General features: G+C 33.2%; 12 protein-coding genes and 1 tRNA gene. 12 read left to right on the top strand and 1 reads right to left on the bottom strand.

The window, feature by feature from the left end; all coding sequences use genetic code 11:
• The first annotated feature begins 1 nt into the window (after position 1).
• The 7 genes from ftsA to Q0893_RS06235 all read left to right on the top strand — a co-directional run bounded on the left by ftsA (position 2) and on the right by Q0893_RS06235 (position 6,718).
• Positions 2-1,336 (top strand): cell division protein FtsA, encoded by a 1,335-nt coding sequence (ftsA, locus tag Q0893_RS06205; protein WP_298900431.1) that lies wholly within the window; start codon positions 2-4, stop codon positions 1,334-1,336.
• Positions 1,337-1,434: 98 nt separating this feature from the next.
• Positions 1,435-3,381 carry a cell division protein FtsZ gene (gene ftsZ, locus Q0893_RS06210; protein ID WP_298900430.1) on the top strand — a complete coding sequence of 649 codons (1,947 nt, stop codon included), beginning with the start codon at positions 1,435-1,437 and terminating at the stop codon, positions 3,379-3,381.
• A 151-nt stretch (positions 3,382-3,532) separates the two neighbouring features.
• Entirely contained in the window at positions 3,533-3,982 is a 450-nt protein-coding gene (locus Q0893_RS06215) for a GatB/YqeY domain-containing protein (RefSeq protein WP_299273422.1), read from the top strand.
• 16 nt (positions 3,983-3,998) lie between these two features.
• A tRNA-Arg gene (locus Q0893_RS06220) sits at positions 3,999-4,072 on the top strand.
• 275 nt (positions 4,073-4,347) lie between these two features.
• Positions 4,348-5,580 (top strand): phage integrase SAM-like domain-containing protein, encoded by a 1,233-nt coding sequence (locus tag Q0893_RS06225; protein ID WP_299273425.1) that lies wholly within the window; start codon positions 4,348-4,350, stop codon positions 5,578-5,580.
• Positions 5,577-6,449 carry a hypothetical protein gene (locus Q0893_RS06230; protein ID WP_299273428.1) on the top strand — a complete coding sequence of 291 codons (873 nt, stop codon included), beginning with the start codon at positions 5,577-5,579 and terminating at the stop codon, positions 6,447-6,449. Before Q0893_RS06225 ends, Q0893_RS06230 begins: the two co-directional genes overlap by 4 nt.
• 41 nt (positions 6,450-6,490) lie before the next feature.
• Positions 6,491-6,718 carry a hypothetical protein gene (locus Q0893_RS06235; protein WP_299273431.1) on the top strand — a complete coding sequence of 76 codons (228 nt, stop codon included), beginning with the start codon at positions 6,491-6,493 and terminating at the stop codon, positions 6,716-6,718.
• Between the two features lie 8 nt (positions 6,719-6,726).
• Here the strand turns inward: Q0893_RS06235 and Q0893_RS06240 are convergent, their stop codons facing one another.
• Entirely contained in the window at positions 6,727-7,080 is a 354-nt protein-coding gene (locus Q0893_RS06240; RefSeq protein WP_299273434.1) for a hypothetical protein, read from the bottom strand.
• 322 nt (positions 7,081-7,402) lie between these two features.
• Between Q0893_RS06240 and Q0893_RS06245 the strand changes: the two genes are divergently transcribed.
• Genes Q0893_RS06245 through Q0893_RS06265 form a run of 5 tightly spaced genes read left to right on the top strand, consistent with a single transcriptional unit; the run spans position 7,403 to position 17,355 of the window.
• Positions 7,403-10,525, top strand: a complete 3,123-nt coding sequence (locus tag Q0893_RS06245) for a BPTD_3080 family restriction endonuclease (protein ID WP_299273438.1) — start codon at positions 7,403-7,405, stop codon at positions 10,523-10,525.
• A gap of 1 nt (position 10,526) precedes the next feature.
• Positions 10,527-14,027: an AAA family ATPase gene (locus Q0893_RS06250; RefSeq protein ID WP_299273441.1), complete on the top strand. Its 3,501-nt coding sequence runs from the start codon at positions 10,527-10,529 to the stop codon at positions 14,025-14,027.
• 2 nt (positions 14,028-14,029) lie between these two features.
• Positions 14,030-16,597: a DNA methyltransferase gene (locus tag Q0893_RS06255; protein ID WP_299273444.1), complete on the top strand. Its 2,568-nt coding sequence runs from the start codon at positions 14,030-14,032 to the stop codon at positions 16,595-16,597.
• A gap of 17 nt (positions 16,598-16,614) precedes the next feature.
• The gene (locus Q0893_RS06260) at positions 16,615-17,073 is read left to right on the top strand and encodes a hypothetical protein (protein ID WP_299273448.1); all 459 of its coding nucleotides are present in this window, start codon (positions 16,615-16,617) and stop codon (positions 17,071-17,073) included.
• A 24-nt stretch (positions 17,074-17,097) separates the two neighbouring features.
• Positions 17,098-17,355 carry a hypothetical protein gene (locus Q0893_RS06265; protein WP_299273451.1) on the top strand — a complete coding sequence of 86 codons (258 nt, stop codon included), beginning with the start codon at positions 17,098-17,100 and terminating at the stop codon, positions 17,353-17,355.
• The last annotated feature ends 5 nt before the right edge of the window (positions 17,356-17,360 follow it).

Below are 17,360 nucleotides of genomic sequence, written 5' to 3' on the forward strand. Positions count from 1 at the left end.
GATGGAGAATAATAAAATTTCAGTAGGACTTGATATCGGAACCACTAAAATCGTGGCGATGATTGGTCGTAAGAACGAATATGGTAAAGCCGAAATTTTAGGGATTGGTAAATCCAAAAGTTTAGGAGTACATAGAGGTGTTGTTAATAATATTACGCAAACAATCCAATCTATACAACAAGCAGTTCAGGAAGCTGAGGCTGAGGCAGGATTTAAAATAGAAGATGTTACGGTTGGTATAGCAGGACAGCATATTAGAAGTTTGCAACATAGTGATTATATCACCAGAGCCAATTCTGAAGTCGTTATTGATGAAGAAGATATTGATCGTTTAATTAATCAGGTTCATAAGTTAGTGATGCTTCCTGGTGAAGAAATTATTCATGTATTACCTCAAGAATATAAAATCGACGGTCAGGCTGAGATTAAGGAGCCTATTGGTATGTATGGTGGTCGATTGGAAGCTAATTTTCATGTTGTTGTTGGTCAAGTTTCTTCAATTAGAAATATTGGAAGGTGTGTTAAAAGCTCTGGGTTAGAGCTTGAAGGAATTACCTTAGAACCTTTAGCTTCTGCAAATGCCGTATTGAGTCAAGAAGAAAAAGAAGCTGGAGTTGCGCTTATTGATATAGGAGGTGGAACGACAGATTTGGCAGTTTTTAAAGATGGTATTATTCGTCATACTGCTGTTATTCCTTTTGGAGGAAATGTGGTGACCGAAGATATTAAAGAAGGATGTTCAATTATTGAGAAACAAGCCGAATTACTGAAAATAAAATTTGGATCGGCCTGGCCAGGAGAGAATAAAGACAACGAAATTGTGTCAATTCCAGGACTTCGAGGTCGCGAGCCTAAAGAAATTACATTAAAAAACCTATCAAAGATAATTCATGCAAGAGTAGTAGAAATTGTTGAGCAGGTATATGTGGAAATTAAAAATTATGGCCACGAAGAGCAGAAGAAAAAATTGATAGCTGGAATTGTATTAACTGGAGGTGGTAGCCAATTAAAACATTTAAAGCAGCTTGTTGAATATATTACAGGAATGGATACTAGAATTGGGTATCCAAATGAACATTTGGCTGGTGATAGTGATGATGATATTGCGAGTCCGTTATTTGCTACAGCTGTAGGATTGGTAATGGATGGTTTGAAGCGTCAAGAGCGTAAGCGCGTTGAAAAGGAAGTAGAGCAAATGGAACATGTAGCAGAAGAGCATTCTGAAGACAATGTTTCACATGAAGAAGAAGTTGCGCAACAACCTAAAAAAGAACGCAAATCATTTTTAGATAAGTTAACAGAACGCGTTAAAGATTTTTTAGATAACGCAGAATAAATAGAATACACATCTTCAATAGAGTAGGTCTTTTGGAGATATTTGGGGGAAACAAAGTATAAGGGGAAGTAAAATATAAATAGAGTAAAAGTAATTTTATGAGCAACAACAAAGAGTTAGGCAACATTGCATTTGATTTACCAAAAAACCAATCGAACGTCATTAAAGTGATTGGAGTAGGTGGAGGAGGAAGCAACGCAATTAATCACATGTTTCTACAAGGGATTAAAGGTGTTGATTTCGTGATATGTAATACAGATGCCCAAGCACTGCAAAACAGTGGTGTCCCGAACAAAATTCAATTAGGAGTTAATTTAACCGAAGGTTTAGGAGCAGGAGCAAATCCAGATGTAGGAGAACAAGCTGCTGTTGAGAGTTTAGAAGATCTACGACGCATGTTAGATACCAATACGAAAATGGTATTCATAACTGCTGGAATGGGAGGTGGTACAGGAACAGGAGCCGCTCCAATTATTGCTAAACTTGCCAAAGAACTAGATATTCTTACAGTAGGTATTGTGACTATGCCTTTTCAATTTGAAGGAAAGACAAGAAATGAACAAGCTCAAAAAGGAGTAGAAACACTCCGAGCTCATGTAGACTCTTTAGTTGTTATTAATAATAATAAACTACGTGAGGTTTATGGGAACTTAGGGTTTAAGGCTGGTTTTTCAAAAGCAGATGAAGTCTTGTCTACGGCGTCTAGAGGAATTGCCGAAGTTATTACCCATCACTATACACAAAACATTGATTTACGTGATGCAAAAACAGTATTGAGCAATAGTGGTACAGCGATAATGGGATCTTCAACGGCATCTGGTAAAGCCAGAGCTCAAGAAGCTATTATGAAGGCATTAGATTCACCATTATTAAATGATAATAAAATTACAGGAGCTAAAAACGTATTGTTGCTTATCGTTTCTGGTTCGCAAGAAATTACCATCGATGAAATTGGTGAAATCAATGACCATATTCAAAATGAAGCAGGTCATGGTGCTAATATTATTATGGGTGTAGGTGAAGATGAATCATTACAGGAGTCTATCTCAGTAACGATTATTGCTACTGGTTTTGATATTGATCAACAGCATGAAATTTCTAATACTGAACAAAAGAAAGTTATTCATGCCCTTGAGGATGATAGAAATGACGATGTCCATGTTAAAGAAAGTGATCCAGCTATTATTACTCCAGATATCATTTTGGAAAAAGAAGAAGAAACTACTCCAGAAGTGGTTATTCATACTTTAATGGATGATGAAGACATTGAATCAACAACTGACAGTTTTGAAGCTGAATTAATAGCCACAACAGATATTATCAGAAACATTAATGTTGTTTACGATGAGGTATTAGACCATAAAACCGAAGTGGACGACTTTGTAATTACTCCAGTTCAGGAGATCGAGATCGAGCCAGTTGTTGAAGATGTGGAAGAGGAACAAATAACGCTAACTTTTGATTTACCATTATCTTTCGGAACGCCCGAGGATGAAGTAGTAGAAGTAGAAGAGGAAGACAAAACGATGTTCACGTTGGACGAAGACTTGAAGGACTTAGAGGTTAAAGAGCATGTAGAAATTGTACCAGTTACCGAGGCCAATGAAGAAGGAGAAAAGCGCTATGCTTTAGATGATTTTATGACCTATGAATCGGCTATGAATGACAATGAGGCAAAAGTGAAGGTTCAACCAGAGCCGGAAACCGAAGAGGAGATTGTGTTTGAAAAGAAAACGATAGAGCCTGAGGTTAGCGAGGAGCAAACTGGAGAAGAGATTGATCCTATAAATAGTCCTATTTCAGACTTATTAAAAGAAAGAGCCGATGAGAGACGCCGTAAGATGAAGGATTTTAATTACAAATTCAATACGGCTAAAATTGATGAAATTGAAAAAGAACCTGCATACAAAAGACAAGGTGTGAATTTAGAGGATGCTCAGCATTCATCAGAAACCAACGCTTCTAGAACATCTGTTTCTACTGACGAGAACGACGATATTCAATTAAGAAGTAACAATTCATTTTTACACGACAACGTAGATTAATAGCAAATTTAGTTTAGTGTTTCGCACTTTGTTAAACCCGAAAAGTTGAGATAAACTTTTCGGGTTTTTTATCTTGTCACGATATTGAATATTACTGCTATAAACGACTGAGTTTTTTTATATCTTCGCAGTTCAAATTAAATAAGGTATTATGAGTTTACAAAATGATATCATGACTGCAATGAAGGCAGCAATGAAAGAAAAAGATCAGATAGCATTAGAGGCATTAAGAGCGGTAAAATCTGCTATATTATTAGCTAAAACATCATCTGGAGGACAAGAAGAATTAACAGAGGAAGAGGAGCTTAAAATACTTCAAAAACTTGTAAAACAAAGAAAAGATAGCGCTGCGATTTATTTAGAACAAAATCGAAAAGATTTGGCATTGCCAGAGATTGATCAGGCAGAAGTTATTAGTCAATTTCTACCTGAAGCCTTAAGCGAAGAGGAGATTGAGAAAGTCGTAGTTATGACTATTGACAGCATTGGAGCGGAAGGTATGAAGGACATGGGAAAGGTTATGGGTATTGTTAATAAAGAACTTGCTGGTAGAGCAGATGGTAAGACCATTTCAACAATTGTTAAAGCAAAACTGTCTTAAATATTAATACATATTTGGCCTCGTAGTTCAACTGGATAGAATATCAGATTTCGGCTCTGAGGGTTGGAGGTTCGAATCCTCTCGAGGTCACTAAAATAGGTTTAATTAAATTCATTACCCCGTGTTTCGTAGGAAACACGGGGTTTTTGTTTTCAGTTGGATTCGGTTAAATCCATAAAATGTTTCGCTATTGTTTCAGCAGGTGAAACGTGTTTCAGCAGAATTGGATTTTGGTGACCATTTTAGAGATGAAATGATCACATATTCGGGCTTGCTTTAGCAATTGAATTCAGAAGAATTCATGTGATGTCACTTTTTTGTTCCACAAATTTTTAAACAAAATCAGTAACCTTAACAAAAAAATTATGGCAACAACATTGAAGTTTTACATTAATGCACGAAAAAAATTTGAAGATAACAAGCGTTATCCTATTTACCTCAGAGTAATACACAATCGAAAAAAAGCAGAAGGAAAAACAAGTTTAAATCCGATTTATGGATTTGAAGTGGGTAATTGGATTGAAGTATCTCAACGTTTCAGTTCAAAAGATAAAAAGTATCTCAGCTATAATCTCTTTATCAATGCGATTGAGAATGAGTTTCATAACTATCTAAGAGATCACAACACACAAATGGCAACTAAAACACCACATGAAATTATAGATCATTTATTAAGTAGAGTGAAAGCTGATGATAAATTAACAATTTTCTCGGCTATTCATGATTTTTATGAAAACGATATTCTTCCTGATGTAGATAAAGCACCTGGAACTAAAAATAATTACAAAAGATCCGTTACTCATTTTTCTAACTTTTTAAAACATACAAAGCTTGACAGATTGCATGTAACTGAGTTCAAAAGGCAACATGCGTCTAAGTTTATTGCGTACTTAAAGAAACCCAGCAAAAAGTATAATAAAATTGCTTTAAATGGTCAGTCGGTTCATAGTGTGGTGAAGAATATAAAACCATTTTTTACTAAACTATTTTTGGAAGAGCAAATTACCAGGAATCCGTTTTTGGGAATCAAGACGACATTTAAGCGAACAGAAAAGCCGCGTTTAACCAATGATAACTTTAAAAGTATAGTCGAACTTGACTTGTCAAATAATCCAAAGTTAGATGTGTATCGGGATTTATTTGTTTTTCTATGCTATACGGGATTAAGCTATTGTGATGCAACCGATTTAAGATATTCTGATATCAAACATGGGTATTTTAGTATTCAAAGAAAGAAATCTAGCGTACAAACGAAGCAGTTTTTGATGAAGCAAACCATTTCCTTGTTAGGAAAATATGAAGGTCAGTTACCTGAACAACGAATTTTACCAAAACGAAGTTTAGATAAGATGAATCTAAATCTAAAGCTCATTGCTGCATTAACAGGTATCGAATTTTCACTATCAACCTATACGGCACGTAGGTTTTTCAGACAGTCCATTCATGAAGCAGGAATCAGAGAAAGTCTCGTTGTAAAAACTTTAATGGGACATACACGAACAAATGACATTGATAGTCACTATTTTTATATCGATGATGCTATTTTAATCAAAGCGAAAAAGAGATTGCAAAAACATTTTAGAAGAATAGTACAATGAAAAACATACCAGAGGAATTTAATGAGAAAATCGCCATTATTAGTCTAAATCTAATTGGAGATAATGGACTAAATTTTGAATACTTGACTGATAAGCGAAATCGCTTATTGAGTGATTGGAGAAATTTTGGTGAGTCATATTTAAAGTTGACTCCAATTGAAAAAATAATGCACCTAGGACCAGATCTTTTTATTTTTTCAATGTTTAGGGATAGTGAGGTTTTAGATCTCATGAATAAACTAAATATAAGTTTTGAAGTAAGCAAACATTTTGTTGATCTAGTTTCATTATTTGAGTCACTTCAAAAATTCATTATGGACTCAAAATTTAATTGGAATATAAAAATTATAATGATGTTTTATTATACCTATAGTTTTTCATTTGTTTCAAACAGCTTATATCAAGATTTAGGTATAGAAGGAAATGATAGTAAGGCTTTTTTTCGAGGGTTAAGTCGTAGAGAGGAAAAGAATAAACTATATAAGGATGAACAGAATATTTTAGAACTAATTAAATTTGAAAAGAAAGAATTAAAAAAAATACAGTCGACATACTTTCCAAATCTTAAAAATGGATTTGGGAGTATGCTAAGAAAGACTATGAGATTTCCGCATAAACATAATTTTAGTAATATTTATCTTCTACATTATGAGTTTAATCAAAACTTAATGACTACTAAAAGGGTTGTTTCTGATTTTAAATGTGATTTCTTTCAATTAGCTGATTTTTTAATACGAGATAAAGAAGTCCTTTGGGGTAAAGAAGAAGATGATCTGGAATTAACATATGGAGAACCAGGTAACAGAAGATTTAAAATAAAAAGAGTAGAACAGCTATTTGTAAACCTGTCTGATAATTATTCCAAGTAATGCTAATTTTTTTCTTGAAATTTGAAGTAAAATGTTTTGAAATGGAAAGAAAAGATAATAATACAGCAGTAATGAAATCACATAAAACTATAGGAGGTTGGATACCTCGTAAAGTAGTACAGGAATTCTTTAATTATGGCAATACCAAAATGTCAACCTTTGCTGCAGATTATAATATTAGAGTATCAAAAGTTGGTAAGCGTATATTCTATAAATATTCGGATATTTTGAGATTGATGAATGACGGACTCTGTGATAATCACAATTAATGCTATATTTAATTTTGAATTCTCCTTTTAAACTTGGTCATTTCTATCATTTTCTCTGTAAGCTTCATTTCAGTTAGTATCAAAGGCATTGTTTTACTATAAAAGGACTTATGTTTTTCCCTTAAACCTTTTAATACCGTCATTACATACTCCATGTTTTCACGGGTTATATCAATCCCTTCAATTAGTTTCTCTTTATCTTCAATTTTACCATAACTATCCTTGTGTTTTGATAGGATGTGGTTAGCCCACTGGGATGTACTTATTTTATTCATTTCAGCTATTTCTGTAAATTCATCATACTGATCTTCTGTGACTCTAACTGTGATATTTTTGTTTTTGGGTTCTGTTTTTCTATACATAATGTTTGTGTTATTTGTTATTATATGAATAAATGTATGGTAGTTTTTAGGCTAAATGTGGAACAATTTTGTGACTAAGAGCTTAGTTTTTACTTTCTATAATTAAGTGAAGTCAGTTTTAAGGGAAGCCGTAGAAATATCTAAAGAAAATTCTTTAATTTTCTTTTCCAAAGGTGACTGCTTTTATTATCTTTAAACTCTCCCTTATAAATTAATTAATAGTTGACGCTTTTTTGTACTATCATTGATGGATAACCAACATGATCAATTTGTTGAGTTATTTTCCTGCTAGTAATTAATGCATTATATAATTTAAAAACGAATGGATAAAAACCCAATCCTAAATAGTCCTTATGACGAACCAAAGTATCATTATCATACAAATATTGAAGGTGAATTAGATTATGAACAAATTCAGGAAGGTAGAAGAATTTTTGTGCCAGATATTAATGTTATTCCTACAAGACAGGGAAATCAAAAAGAGATTTTTGAAGTAAATGATTTAACTGCTGATTACGGAACACATACTGTGAATTTAATTCGTAAGGAAGTAGGACGTTGGAGAAATGATGGTTATTCCAATACGACAAGAGTTACTAAAGAGTTACTTACATTTTGGTTTAATAATCCAGAACGGCATGCTATAAAAAAATTGTTTTTTGCTCAACGCGAAGCTGTTGAAACAGCAATATGGATTAATGAGGTAGCGGAGCGTTCTAATGCAGGTCAAAACATTCTGAATAAATTACATTCTCCACAAAAGGAAGTTAGTCCAGAATCTCATCAACAATTACCTAGAGTCGCATTCAAAATGGCTACTGGTACTGGTAAAACAGTAGTAATGGGAGCATTGATTCTTTATCATTATTTCAATAGACAGGAGTATAGGCAAGACACACGATTTGCAGATTACTTTTTAATTGTTGCTCCTGGAATAACAATTAAAGACAGATTGGGAGTTCTATTTGTAGATAAAAAATCGAATAACAAAAATAAACGAGAAGATTATTATGCAATTAGAGATTTAGTCCCAAAGAATCTTGAACCCAATCTTGCTAATTTAAACTCTAAATTAATTATCACTAATTATCATTCATTTGAACCTAGAACTCTTCAAGGAAATAAAAAGAGTCCTTTTGATGGTAAAATCATTGGACATGATGATAATGGCAAAGCGATAAAGCAAATTGCTAAGGAAGATTTTAATCAATTAACAAAAAGAGTTTTAGGCAAATTTAAATTAGGTAGTCGTCTATTAGTATTAAATGATGAAGCACACCACTGTTATTTGCCTAAACAAAAAGGTAGAACAAAAGATACGGAAGGTGATGAAAATGCAAAGGCAGCTGTTTGGTTTACAGGTCTTTCTGAATTGTCTAAAAAGTTTAAGTTGACCGCAGTATATGATTTGTCGGCAACACCGTATTACCTTCAAGGTTCTGGTTATTCAGCTTACAGTTTGTTTGGCTGGGTTGTGTCAGATTTTGGTTTGATTGAGGCGATTGAAGCTGGGTTAGTCAAAATTCCATTTCTTCCAGAAAACGATAGTTCACAAGAACTCACTATGCCTGTATTAAGGAATTTGTACGATCATGTAAAAGATCAACTTCCAAAAAAAGGTCAACGAAGTAAAAAGAAAGAGGCCAAGGAAGAAGGAAGAAAACTAACAGAGGAACCTCCTAAACTTCCATCACTAGTTAAGGGTGCACTAGATCAATTTTATGGTCACTATAAGGATTACTCTAATGCTTTAAGAGAAAAAGGTGAAGAATCTGTTTCTTTATTTTCAAGACCACCTGTTTTTATTGCTGTCTGCAATAATACATCAGTTTCTAAAGAATTATATAAATTTATTGCAGGTTATGAATACGAAGAAATTTTAGAAACTGACAAAAAAGGTAAACCTACTAAAGTTGAAAAAAGAACCGTTACTGGGCATTATGATTTGCTTTCTAATTATGATGAAAACGGACGATTAAAGAAAAAGTCTCCTACTTTGATTATAGATTCTGAAGCATTAGATGATGCCGATCAGGTTAGTGATGACTTCAAAAAAATATTCTCATCAGAAATTGATGAATTTAAAAAGGATTATGCTCGATTACATGGACAAGGATCAGTAGATAAAATAACCGATGCCCAAATTTTAAGGGAAGTTGTAAATACTGTCGGAGAGCCAGGTAAGTTAGGTGGTCATATTCGTTGTGTAGTTTCAGTCTCTATGCTAACAGAAGGATGGGATGCAAATACTGTTACTCATATTATGGGTTTAAGAGCATTTGGTTCTCAATTGTTATGTGAGCAAGTTGCTGGAAGGGCATTAAGACGAATGAATTATTTCTTGCAAGGCTATGACAAGGAAGGTAATCCAACAAATGATAAAAGAAAAATTATAGTTGAAAAATTTCCACCAGAATATGCCCATATCATAGGTGTTCCATTTAAAATGTTTAAAGGTGGAACAGCATCACCAGCCGACCCTCCAGAATATACATATGTGCAAGCTATTCCCGAAAGGCAGACAAATTACGAAATTAAGTTCCCAAATTTAGAAGGGTATCGTGTTGAATACGCGGATGATGAATTAATTTATGATTTTACAGAAATTGAAAACTATGAAATTGATGGGGCTAAATTTCCAATAACTACAATTATGGGTACGGCATTTTCTAATGAAGAAGAAACATTAGAAGTATCGCAAGTATTAGAGAAAAGAAAGCAGGAACTCATATTTTTAATTGCAAAAGAATTAATAAAATATCATTTTTCTGATGATGATGATAATCCTAATTTTCAAAAGTTTAATAAGCTTAAAAAGATAGTAGAGTACTGGTATGACAATAAAGTTTTACTATTAAATATTCAAGATGAAAATTATAAGAAATTAATCTATTTCGATAACCCAAAAACAATTGCGGATCATATAAGTAGAGGAATAAACCCTCACATAAATACATCCGAATTTATAAAGCCAGTTTTTAATTACTACAATAAATTTGGTAGTACAAAATATGTTGGTGGTAACACTTCAAAAGATGTATATCCTACTCATAAAAGCCATGTGAACTATGTTGTTATGGATTCTGACTGGGAGGGCGTATGTGCTAAAACACTTGAAGAAATTGATGAAGTTGATTCTTACGTTAAAAATCAGTTTTTAGGGTTTACTATTCCTTATGTTAAAGAGGGCATAGACAAAATGTATTATACTGATTTTATTGCAAGAGTTAAAAAGCAAGATGGTTCTATGGCTAACCTTATGATTGAAATTACGGGAATGAATAAGGATAAAGTAGAAAAAAAATGGTTTGTTGAAAAAAGATGGTTACCTGCAGTTAATGCAGTAAAAGATAAATATGAATACGATGAATGGCATTTTATTGAAATAGCAAATGATGTCCGGAATATAAAGAATCAATTAATAGATAAAATTAAATCATTATAATATGTCAGTACACATTTCATTACGTTTGGCATGGCATGATGATGGTTGGAATGGTCATGTATGTAAAAACCCTAAGGCAAACACACATTGTGTAGGTCAACATTCTTATCCTGGATCTTTAATTAATGAAAGTCGCAATTTAGAATGGGAAAGTAAAGAAGATGTTGCCGGTTGTCATTGTTCTCAAATAGATGGGATTCCTCCATGTTCTTATAGTATCAATGCATTTGGCATAAGTGATATTAGGGGAGAAAGTAATCCTCCAGATTTTTTCAATGATGATTCTAAAGGGGTAACATTCGATATACCAGCAGCAACTGCTTGTATTTGGCCTTATGAACAAATGTATTCTGATGATGTAAAAAGACCAAAAGGTTCAACTCAAACATACAATTACGACAAAAGACTTCAAAACGGTAAAGATTTTTTCAAAGTATTGGAACCGAATAATTCTTTAATATTTTACTATGCTAATAAAAGCAATCCTTTTAGTGAAGAAGATAGCAGGAACTTTGCACTCATCGGTATTTCTAGACTTAAGAAAACAGGTGACATTATGTTTTATGACAATGTTTCAGAGGCCAATAGATTAAAATATGCTAACGGATTTGTTTGGCAAGTGCCAATAACTTCTCATTTTCCAGATGAAGGATTTACAATTCCATATCATAAGTATAGAGATCAACCTGAAATTTTAGAAAAAATCACTTATATCCCTGAAATTCCAAGTAATTTCAAGTATGGAACTAAACACATATCTGACGATGATGCCTTAATTTATGTCGAAAGATTAACGGAAATTGTAGATTATCTAATATCAATAGATGATTCCGAAAATTGGGAAGCTCGTAAAGCGTGGTTAATTTCACTTCAGAATGAATTATGGAAAAACAGAGGGCCATTTCCCGGATTGCCATCGATTCTTGAAGTTTTGGATATGCCGGATTTGGTAATGTATTATAAGTCTCAGGTGTTATTAAATAATGGGATTGAAGCAACGGAAACCATTTTTAAACATATAAAAGACCTTAAAATTAAAACTTATGAGGGAGATGTAATAGCTCCTGAAATTTTGCGTTCGTATCAAGGTAATTGGTTCAAAAAATTAGATTCAGAGGATAAACGAGAGCTAGCAGAAAAAATTCTTTCAAGAATTGATTTAAAACCTGATCAAGTAAGAGCAATTTTAAGTGATAGAAGAGAGGAAAATAGTATTTATAATAGTCTAAAAGAGATTATTGATAATCCATTTATACTTTCTGAAGATTATATTGGTAATGATATAGACGATGTTATCAATTTTGAGAAAATTGATCATGCAGTTATGCCTTCACCAGAAATTGAACTAGAAAAAATTATTGCAAAAGATGATGGAAGGAGATTACGTGCACTTATGGTTGATAATTTAAAACACACAGATGTACATGCGTTTGTAGATCAAACCTCCATTTTAGATGCAGTAAACACAAAGCTTAACAACTATCCTGGTTGGAAAAAAGAAATTTTCAATACGGGTTTTATAGATTTTGAAAGAGAGCTATTTGAAGATAAATTACTTTTTAAAAACCATAAGGATATTACATATATCTATTTAAAAGAAATCTTTAATCAAGAGCGCATTATTGAAAAGCAAGTTCGAAATTTAGTAGGAAGATTACCAATTGAAATAAAAAGACCATTTAGTGAAGAAAAATGGAAAAATGAAATTCATAGAAGTGGTTGTGAATTAGATAGTAAAGCATCTGAGGAATATGCCGAGGCTGTTGAAGGTCAGAAAAAAGTATGTATGCAGATTTTTCAAAAACCTATTTCTGTTTTATCTGGCGCAGCGGGAACAGGAAAAACAACTGTAATTAATGCCATTATAAAAGCCATTAAAACCACATCTAACAATACCGAAAAATGTTTACTGTTAGCACCTACAGGCAAAGCATCTGATAGAATGCGTGAAGCCACAGGAGAGGATGCAAAAACAATACATCGATTTTTAGCATCCAAAGGTTGGCTAAATAATAATTTCACTTTTAAACGAGAAGGAGGTAAAAGAGAAGAAGATATTACCACCTATATTATTGATGAAACGTCAATGATAGATTTAACATTGATGGCAACACTTTTTAAAGCCATCAATTGGGATTATGCCAAACGCGTCATTTTTGTGGGCGATCCTAATCAATTACCACCAATAGGAAAAGGAAAGGTATTTGCAGATGTTATCGAATTTATTCAGTCTATTGATCCAGAAGCATACGGTTTCTTAAAATTCAATATGCGACAAATGGAAAATCGTGTTGATGGAAAAGGTACAGGAATTATAGATTTAGCGTCTATGTATGTGCAGAATATTAATGGTGAATCCAAAAACAAATCCGATTTTGAGGACATCTTGAATCGAATAAACGAAGAAGGTTGTCTTGATGAAGATGTAAAGGTATTCGTTTGGGAAGATGATGAAAAACTGGAAGAACAACTAGTTTCAGAGTTACAAACGGATATGGTGGGATCTGGTAATGATGATATCATGGAATACCAAGTAATTTCCCCTTACAGGGGCGAATTGTTTGGAACTGAAAACCTGAATAAACTTTTACAAGGAACTTTGAACGAAAAGAATTTGAATCGAGGAACTCTTGGTGGTGTCACGTATTTTGATAAAGTGATACAATTTACAAATCGAGCAGGAAGGAAAGGATATTGGGCATATAGTTTTGATAAAAAACGAAGTGAAAAAATTGATGTGTTTAACGGAGAATTAGGTAAAACTTGGGCTAAGAAATTTGGTTATTATAAAGTGAAATTCAATACGACGTTTAACAGATTGCCAAATTACTCCGTTGGATTCTCATCAGATAGCCAAGTTGAAGAAAATATAGAATTAGGTTACGCTATATCCGTACATAAATCTCAAGGAAGCGAGTTTAGCTATTTGTATTTGGTAATCCCACAATCTAAACAAGCTTTATTATCTACCGAGTTAATTTATACAGGAATTACTAGAGCCAAAACCAAGTTAAGAGTATTTGTAGAGAAAGATTTAAGCATCTTACAATCCTTAAGACGACCTGAGCGCTCCAAACTTAATTTTATAAATTCATCACTCTTTAAATTTGAACCATTGCCGTTAGAATTCTCTAATATGGGAAGTTGGTACGAAGAAGGTAAAATTCATAAAACATTAAGTGAGTATTTAGTACGTAGTAAATCAGAAGTTATCATTACTAATCTGTTAGTGTCCAATGATGTTGAAAGCTTTAAATATGAAACATTATTGACTGCACCAGATGGCACATTTTACTTACCAGATTTCACCATAAATGTAAACGGCAAAACCTATTACTGGGAACATGTGGGTATGTTGCATTTACCAAAATATAAAGAGCGTTGGGAGTTAAAACAAAAATGGTACGATAAACATTTCCCAAATCAATTGTTAATAACTTATGAGAGTGAAAATCTAACTATTGAAGCCCAACAAATAATAGACGAAATAAAAACCATATAAACATGGCAAAAAAAATAGATTCCATAAAACATAAAGATACAAGAGCACACATACCATCCAAAGAAGAAGCGGGTTATGAAGATGCAAATACAAAAGTAAATCAAGGTAAGGACGCCTTAGAATTGCCATTAAATCCTGTAACACATCGCGGACAAGACCCTGAGTTATATTGGCTTAATAAGTACGGAAATGATAATAGAGAAGAATTGTTAAAAGTTGACATACGCTCTTTGTACAGACATGAACACATCGCACCAGAGCAACTTATAAAGGGCTTATATAAAACAACAGTAGAAAAAAGGAATGATGACCAGTTAGATATGTTTTCTACGAACGAATTATTTGGTAACGCCTTAGAAAGAGATGAACTAGAAAAAGTAAGTGAATATTACCAGCACTCAGATGGTTGGACAAATCGTTTAATACAAGGAGATAGTCATTTAGTTATGGCTAGTTTATTGGAGCGTGAAGGTATGGCAGGGCAAGTGCAAACGATTTATATGGACCCTCCTTATGGCATAAGTTATAGTTCTAACTGGCAAATTAATATTAATAGCAGAGATGTTAAAGGTGGAGACGAATATGTCTCTGGAGAACCGGAAATGATTAAAGCATTTAGAGATACTTGGGAACTAGGAATTCACACCTACTTATCGTACATGAGAGATAGGCTTCTTATAGCTAAGGAATTACTGCATGAATCTGGTTCTTGTTTTATTCAAATTGGCGAAGATAATTTACACTTAGTTAGATCACTTTGTGATGAAGTATTTGGTTCTGAAAACTTTATGTCAGTAATAACTGCTAGGGTGAAAAATATGCCTTTCGGTGCTAGGCATCTTGAATCAATGTATGATTACATTATTTGGTATTCGAAAGATAAATCAAATGTAAAATATAGACAGTTATTTAAAAAAAGAAATCCGAATCCTTCTGAATATAGCTTGATTGAATTAGAAAACGGTGCTAGGCGCAGACTTACAAAAGATGAAAGAAGTGGAGAGAAAGCTTTGCCAGTCGGAAGTCGGTTATTTGCAAGACTTGATATGTACTCAAGTGGTTTTACACCAACGTGCTTATATGATGTTGAATTCGAAGGAGAAATTTTTAAACCAAAGACAGGTAAAAGCTGGAAGACTACAAAAAAAGGAATGGATAACTTAATATCTAAAAAGCGTGTAATAAAATTAGGCACTAAGCTTTACTATGTTAACTATCTAGATGATTATCCTGTAAGTCTCATGACAAATATGTGGGATGATACAGCTGGAGGTTACGGTGATGCTAAAAAGTATGTTGTTGAAACACATCCTAAAATTATACAGAGATGTATATTAATGACCTCTGATCCTGGAGATTTGATATTGGATCCCACTTGTGGTAGTGGTACTAGCGCATTTGTGGCAGAAGAATGGGCAAGGCGTTGGATTACAATTGACACTTCAAGAATTGCATTGAATATTGCAAAACAAAGGTTGCTTACTTCAACATTTCCTTATTATGAGTTATACGATTCTAATGGTGATATTCGCCAAGGGTTTACATATAAGGAAGTGCCTCACATAACTTTAGGTTCAGTTGCAAATAATGAAGAGGCTCCAGAAGAAGTTCTTTTTGATCAGCCTTTACAAGATAAGAATAAGCTCCGTGTGTCAGGGCCTTATACAGTAGAAACTTTGCAGAATTTTGAGCCTATTAACCCAGAAAGCTTAGATGATGGTTCTCAACAGACTGATGATGATGGCACTTTTGAAGAACGTGTTTTTGAGCATTTAAAATCTGCAGGTGTTAAAAATGGGATTAAAAACGAGCAGGCAGTTTTTATTAGAGTAGAACGTTTGGCAGATAGTTTTTTACATGCAGAAGGGTTTTATTTAGATAAAGAAGGAAAAGAAAAAAAGGCATATTTTCATATAGGACCAAAATTTGGTACAGTAGCCAAACAATCGGTTAATGAAGCTGTAAAATCTTGCCGCCAACGTGGTGATGCAGATTGGTTAATTATACTTGGATTCTCATTTGAGAGTGATATAACCAATCAAAACGTGACCATGTCTGTAGGTTCATTTGAAGTTACTAAGGTCCGTATGCATGATGATTTAATGCAAGAGGGTTTATTAAAGAAAGATAAAAAAGCAGCGTCTTTTGTTACCATTGGTGAGCCAGATATTGTGCTAAATAAAAAAGGTGACGAAGCAACCGTTGAGGTGGCTGGTTTGGATATCTATGATCCTATAAAAGATATTGTAAAAGCACGTAATGTAGAGGATATTGCTTATTGGATGGTAGATGATGATTACGATGGTAGCAACTTTGTTGTAAAACAGGTCTTTTTCTGTGGAGGTAAAAAAGATGAGTTTAAAAAATGGCGAAAAGGTTTAGACTCTTTAGCAAAAGACAAAACTAAAAAGAAAGTAGAACTTACGTTAAAAATAGAAATAGATGATGAAGCTTTTGATAGGTTGTATGGATTTGAGTCGCACCCTTTTAAAGTGAAATCTGGTCAAAAAATAGCAGTAAGGGTTATAAGTCAGTTTGGTGAGGAAAGTACAAAGGTTTTAAAGGTATAATTCAATTAATTAGAAAAATGGAAACTCTCGAATATGACAATCTTTATTTTCATTGTAACGATAGTGATGAATATAATATTCATATAAAAATAACTGAATCTGAGAATCCTTTTTCTGATACAATTTGGGAATGCACTCTGAAAGGGTTATGGGAAGATGAATATGAATTAGAAACTCCGGAATTAAGACGTATTTGGGATATGCATAATGAAGGAGATTATTTTCAACAAACACTGATTCGACATAATCGAAATTTGAGGCCAAAAGAAAGCTTCACGGCATTATTTCATAGATTGCTTAGGGAACAGCCTAATGAATTATTAGTAATCAGTAACCTATATTCTACTTCAAAATTAAATTGGTTGAGTATGGAATTTACAATTAGTCCACCGGCTGAGAATTTTTGGACAATACAAACAAGGAATAATTTGGCAGAGTTTATTGAGTCTGAACAAAGGTTTAGAGCAATGCTATAAAGTTTTAATACCATTAAGAAAGTTATGGATAATAAACAATATGCATTAGAGATTGCAACAGTTTTAAATAAAGCTAAAGCAATATTACCAGCTAAAGAACTGGCAAACATTATGAATACATTTGGACATACAACAACATATGGTGCGCAGTATACTGGATTAAGAGGAACATATACTTTAATCCATGCAACTTTTGACTGGTTGACTAAACAAGGAAAAATAGACGAGGCAGAAATAGTTGCAAAAGCATTTACAAAACCCGATGGAAGTTATGCCTATTAAATAAT

This window comes from uncultured Psychroserpens sp. (genome assembly GCF_947494225.1).
Lineage (GTDB): Bacteria > Bacteroidota > Bacteroidia > Flavobacteriales > Flavobacteriaceae > Psychroserpens.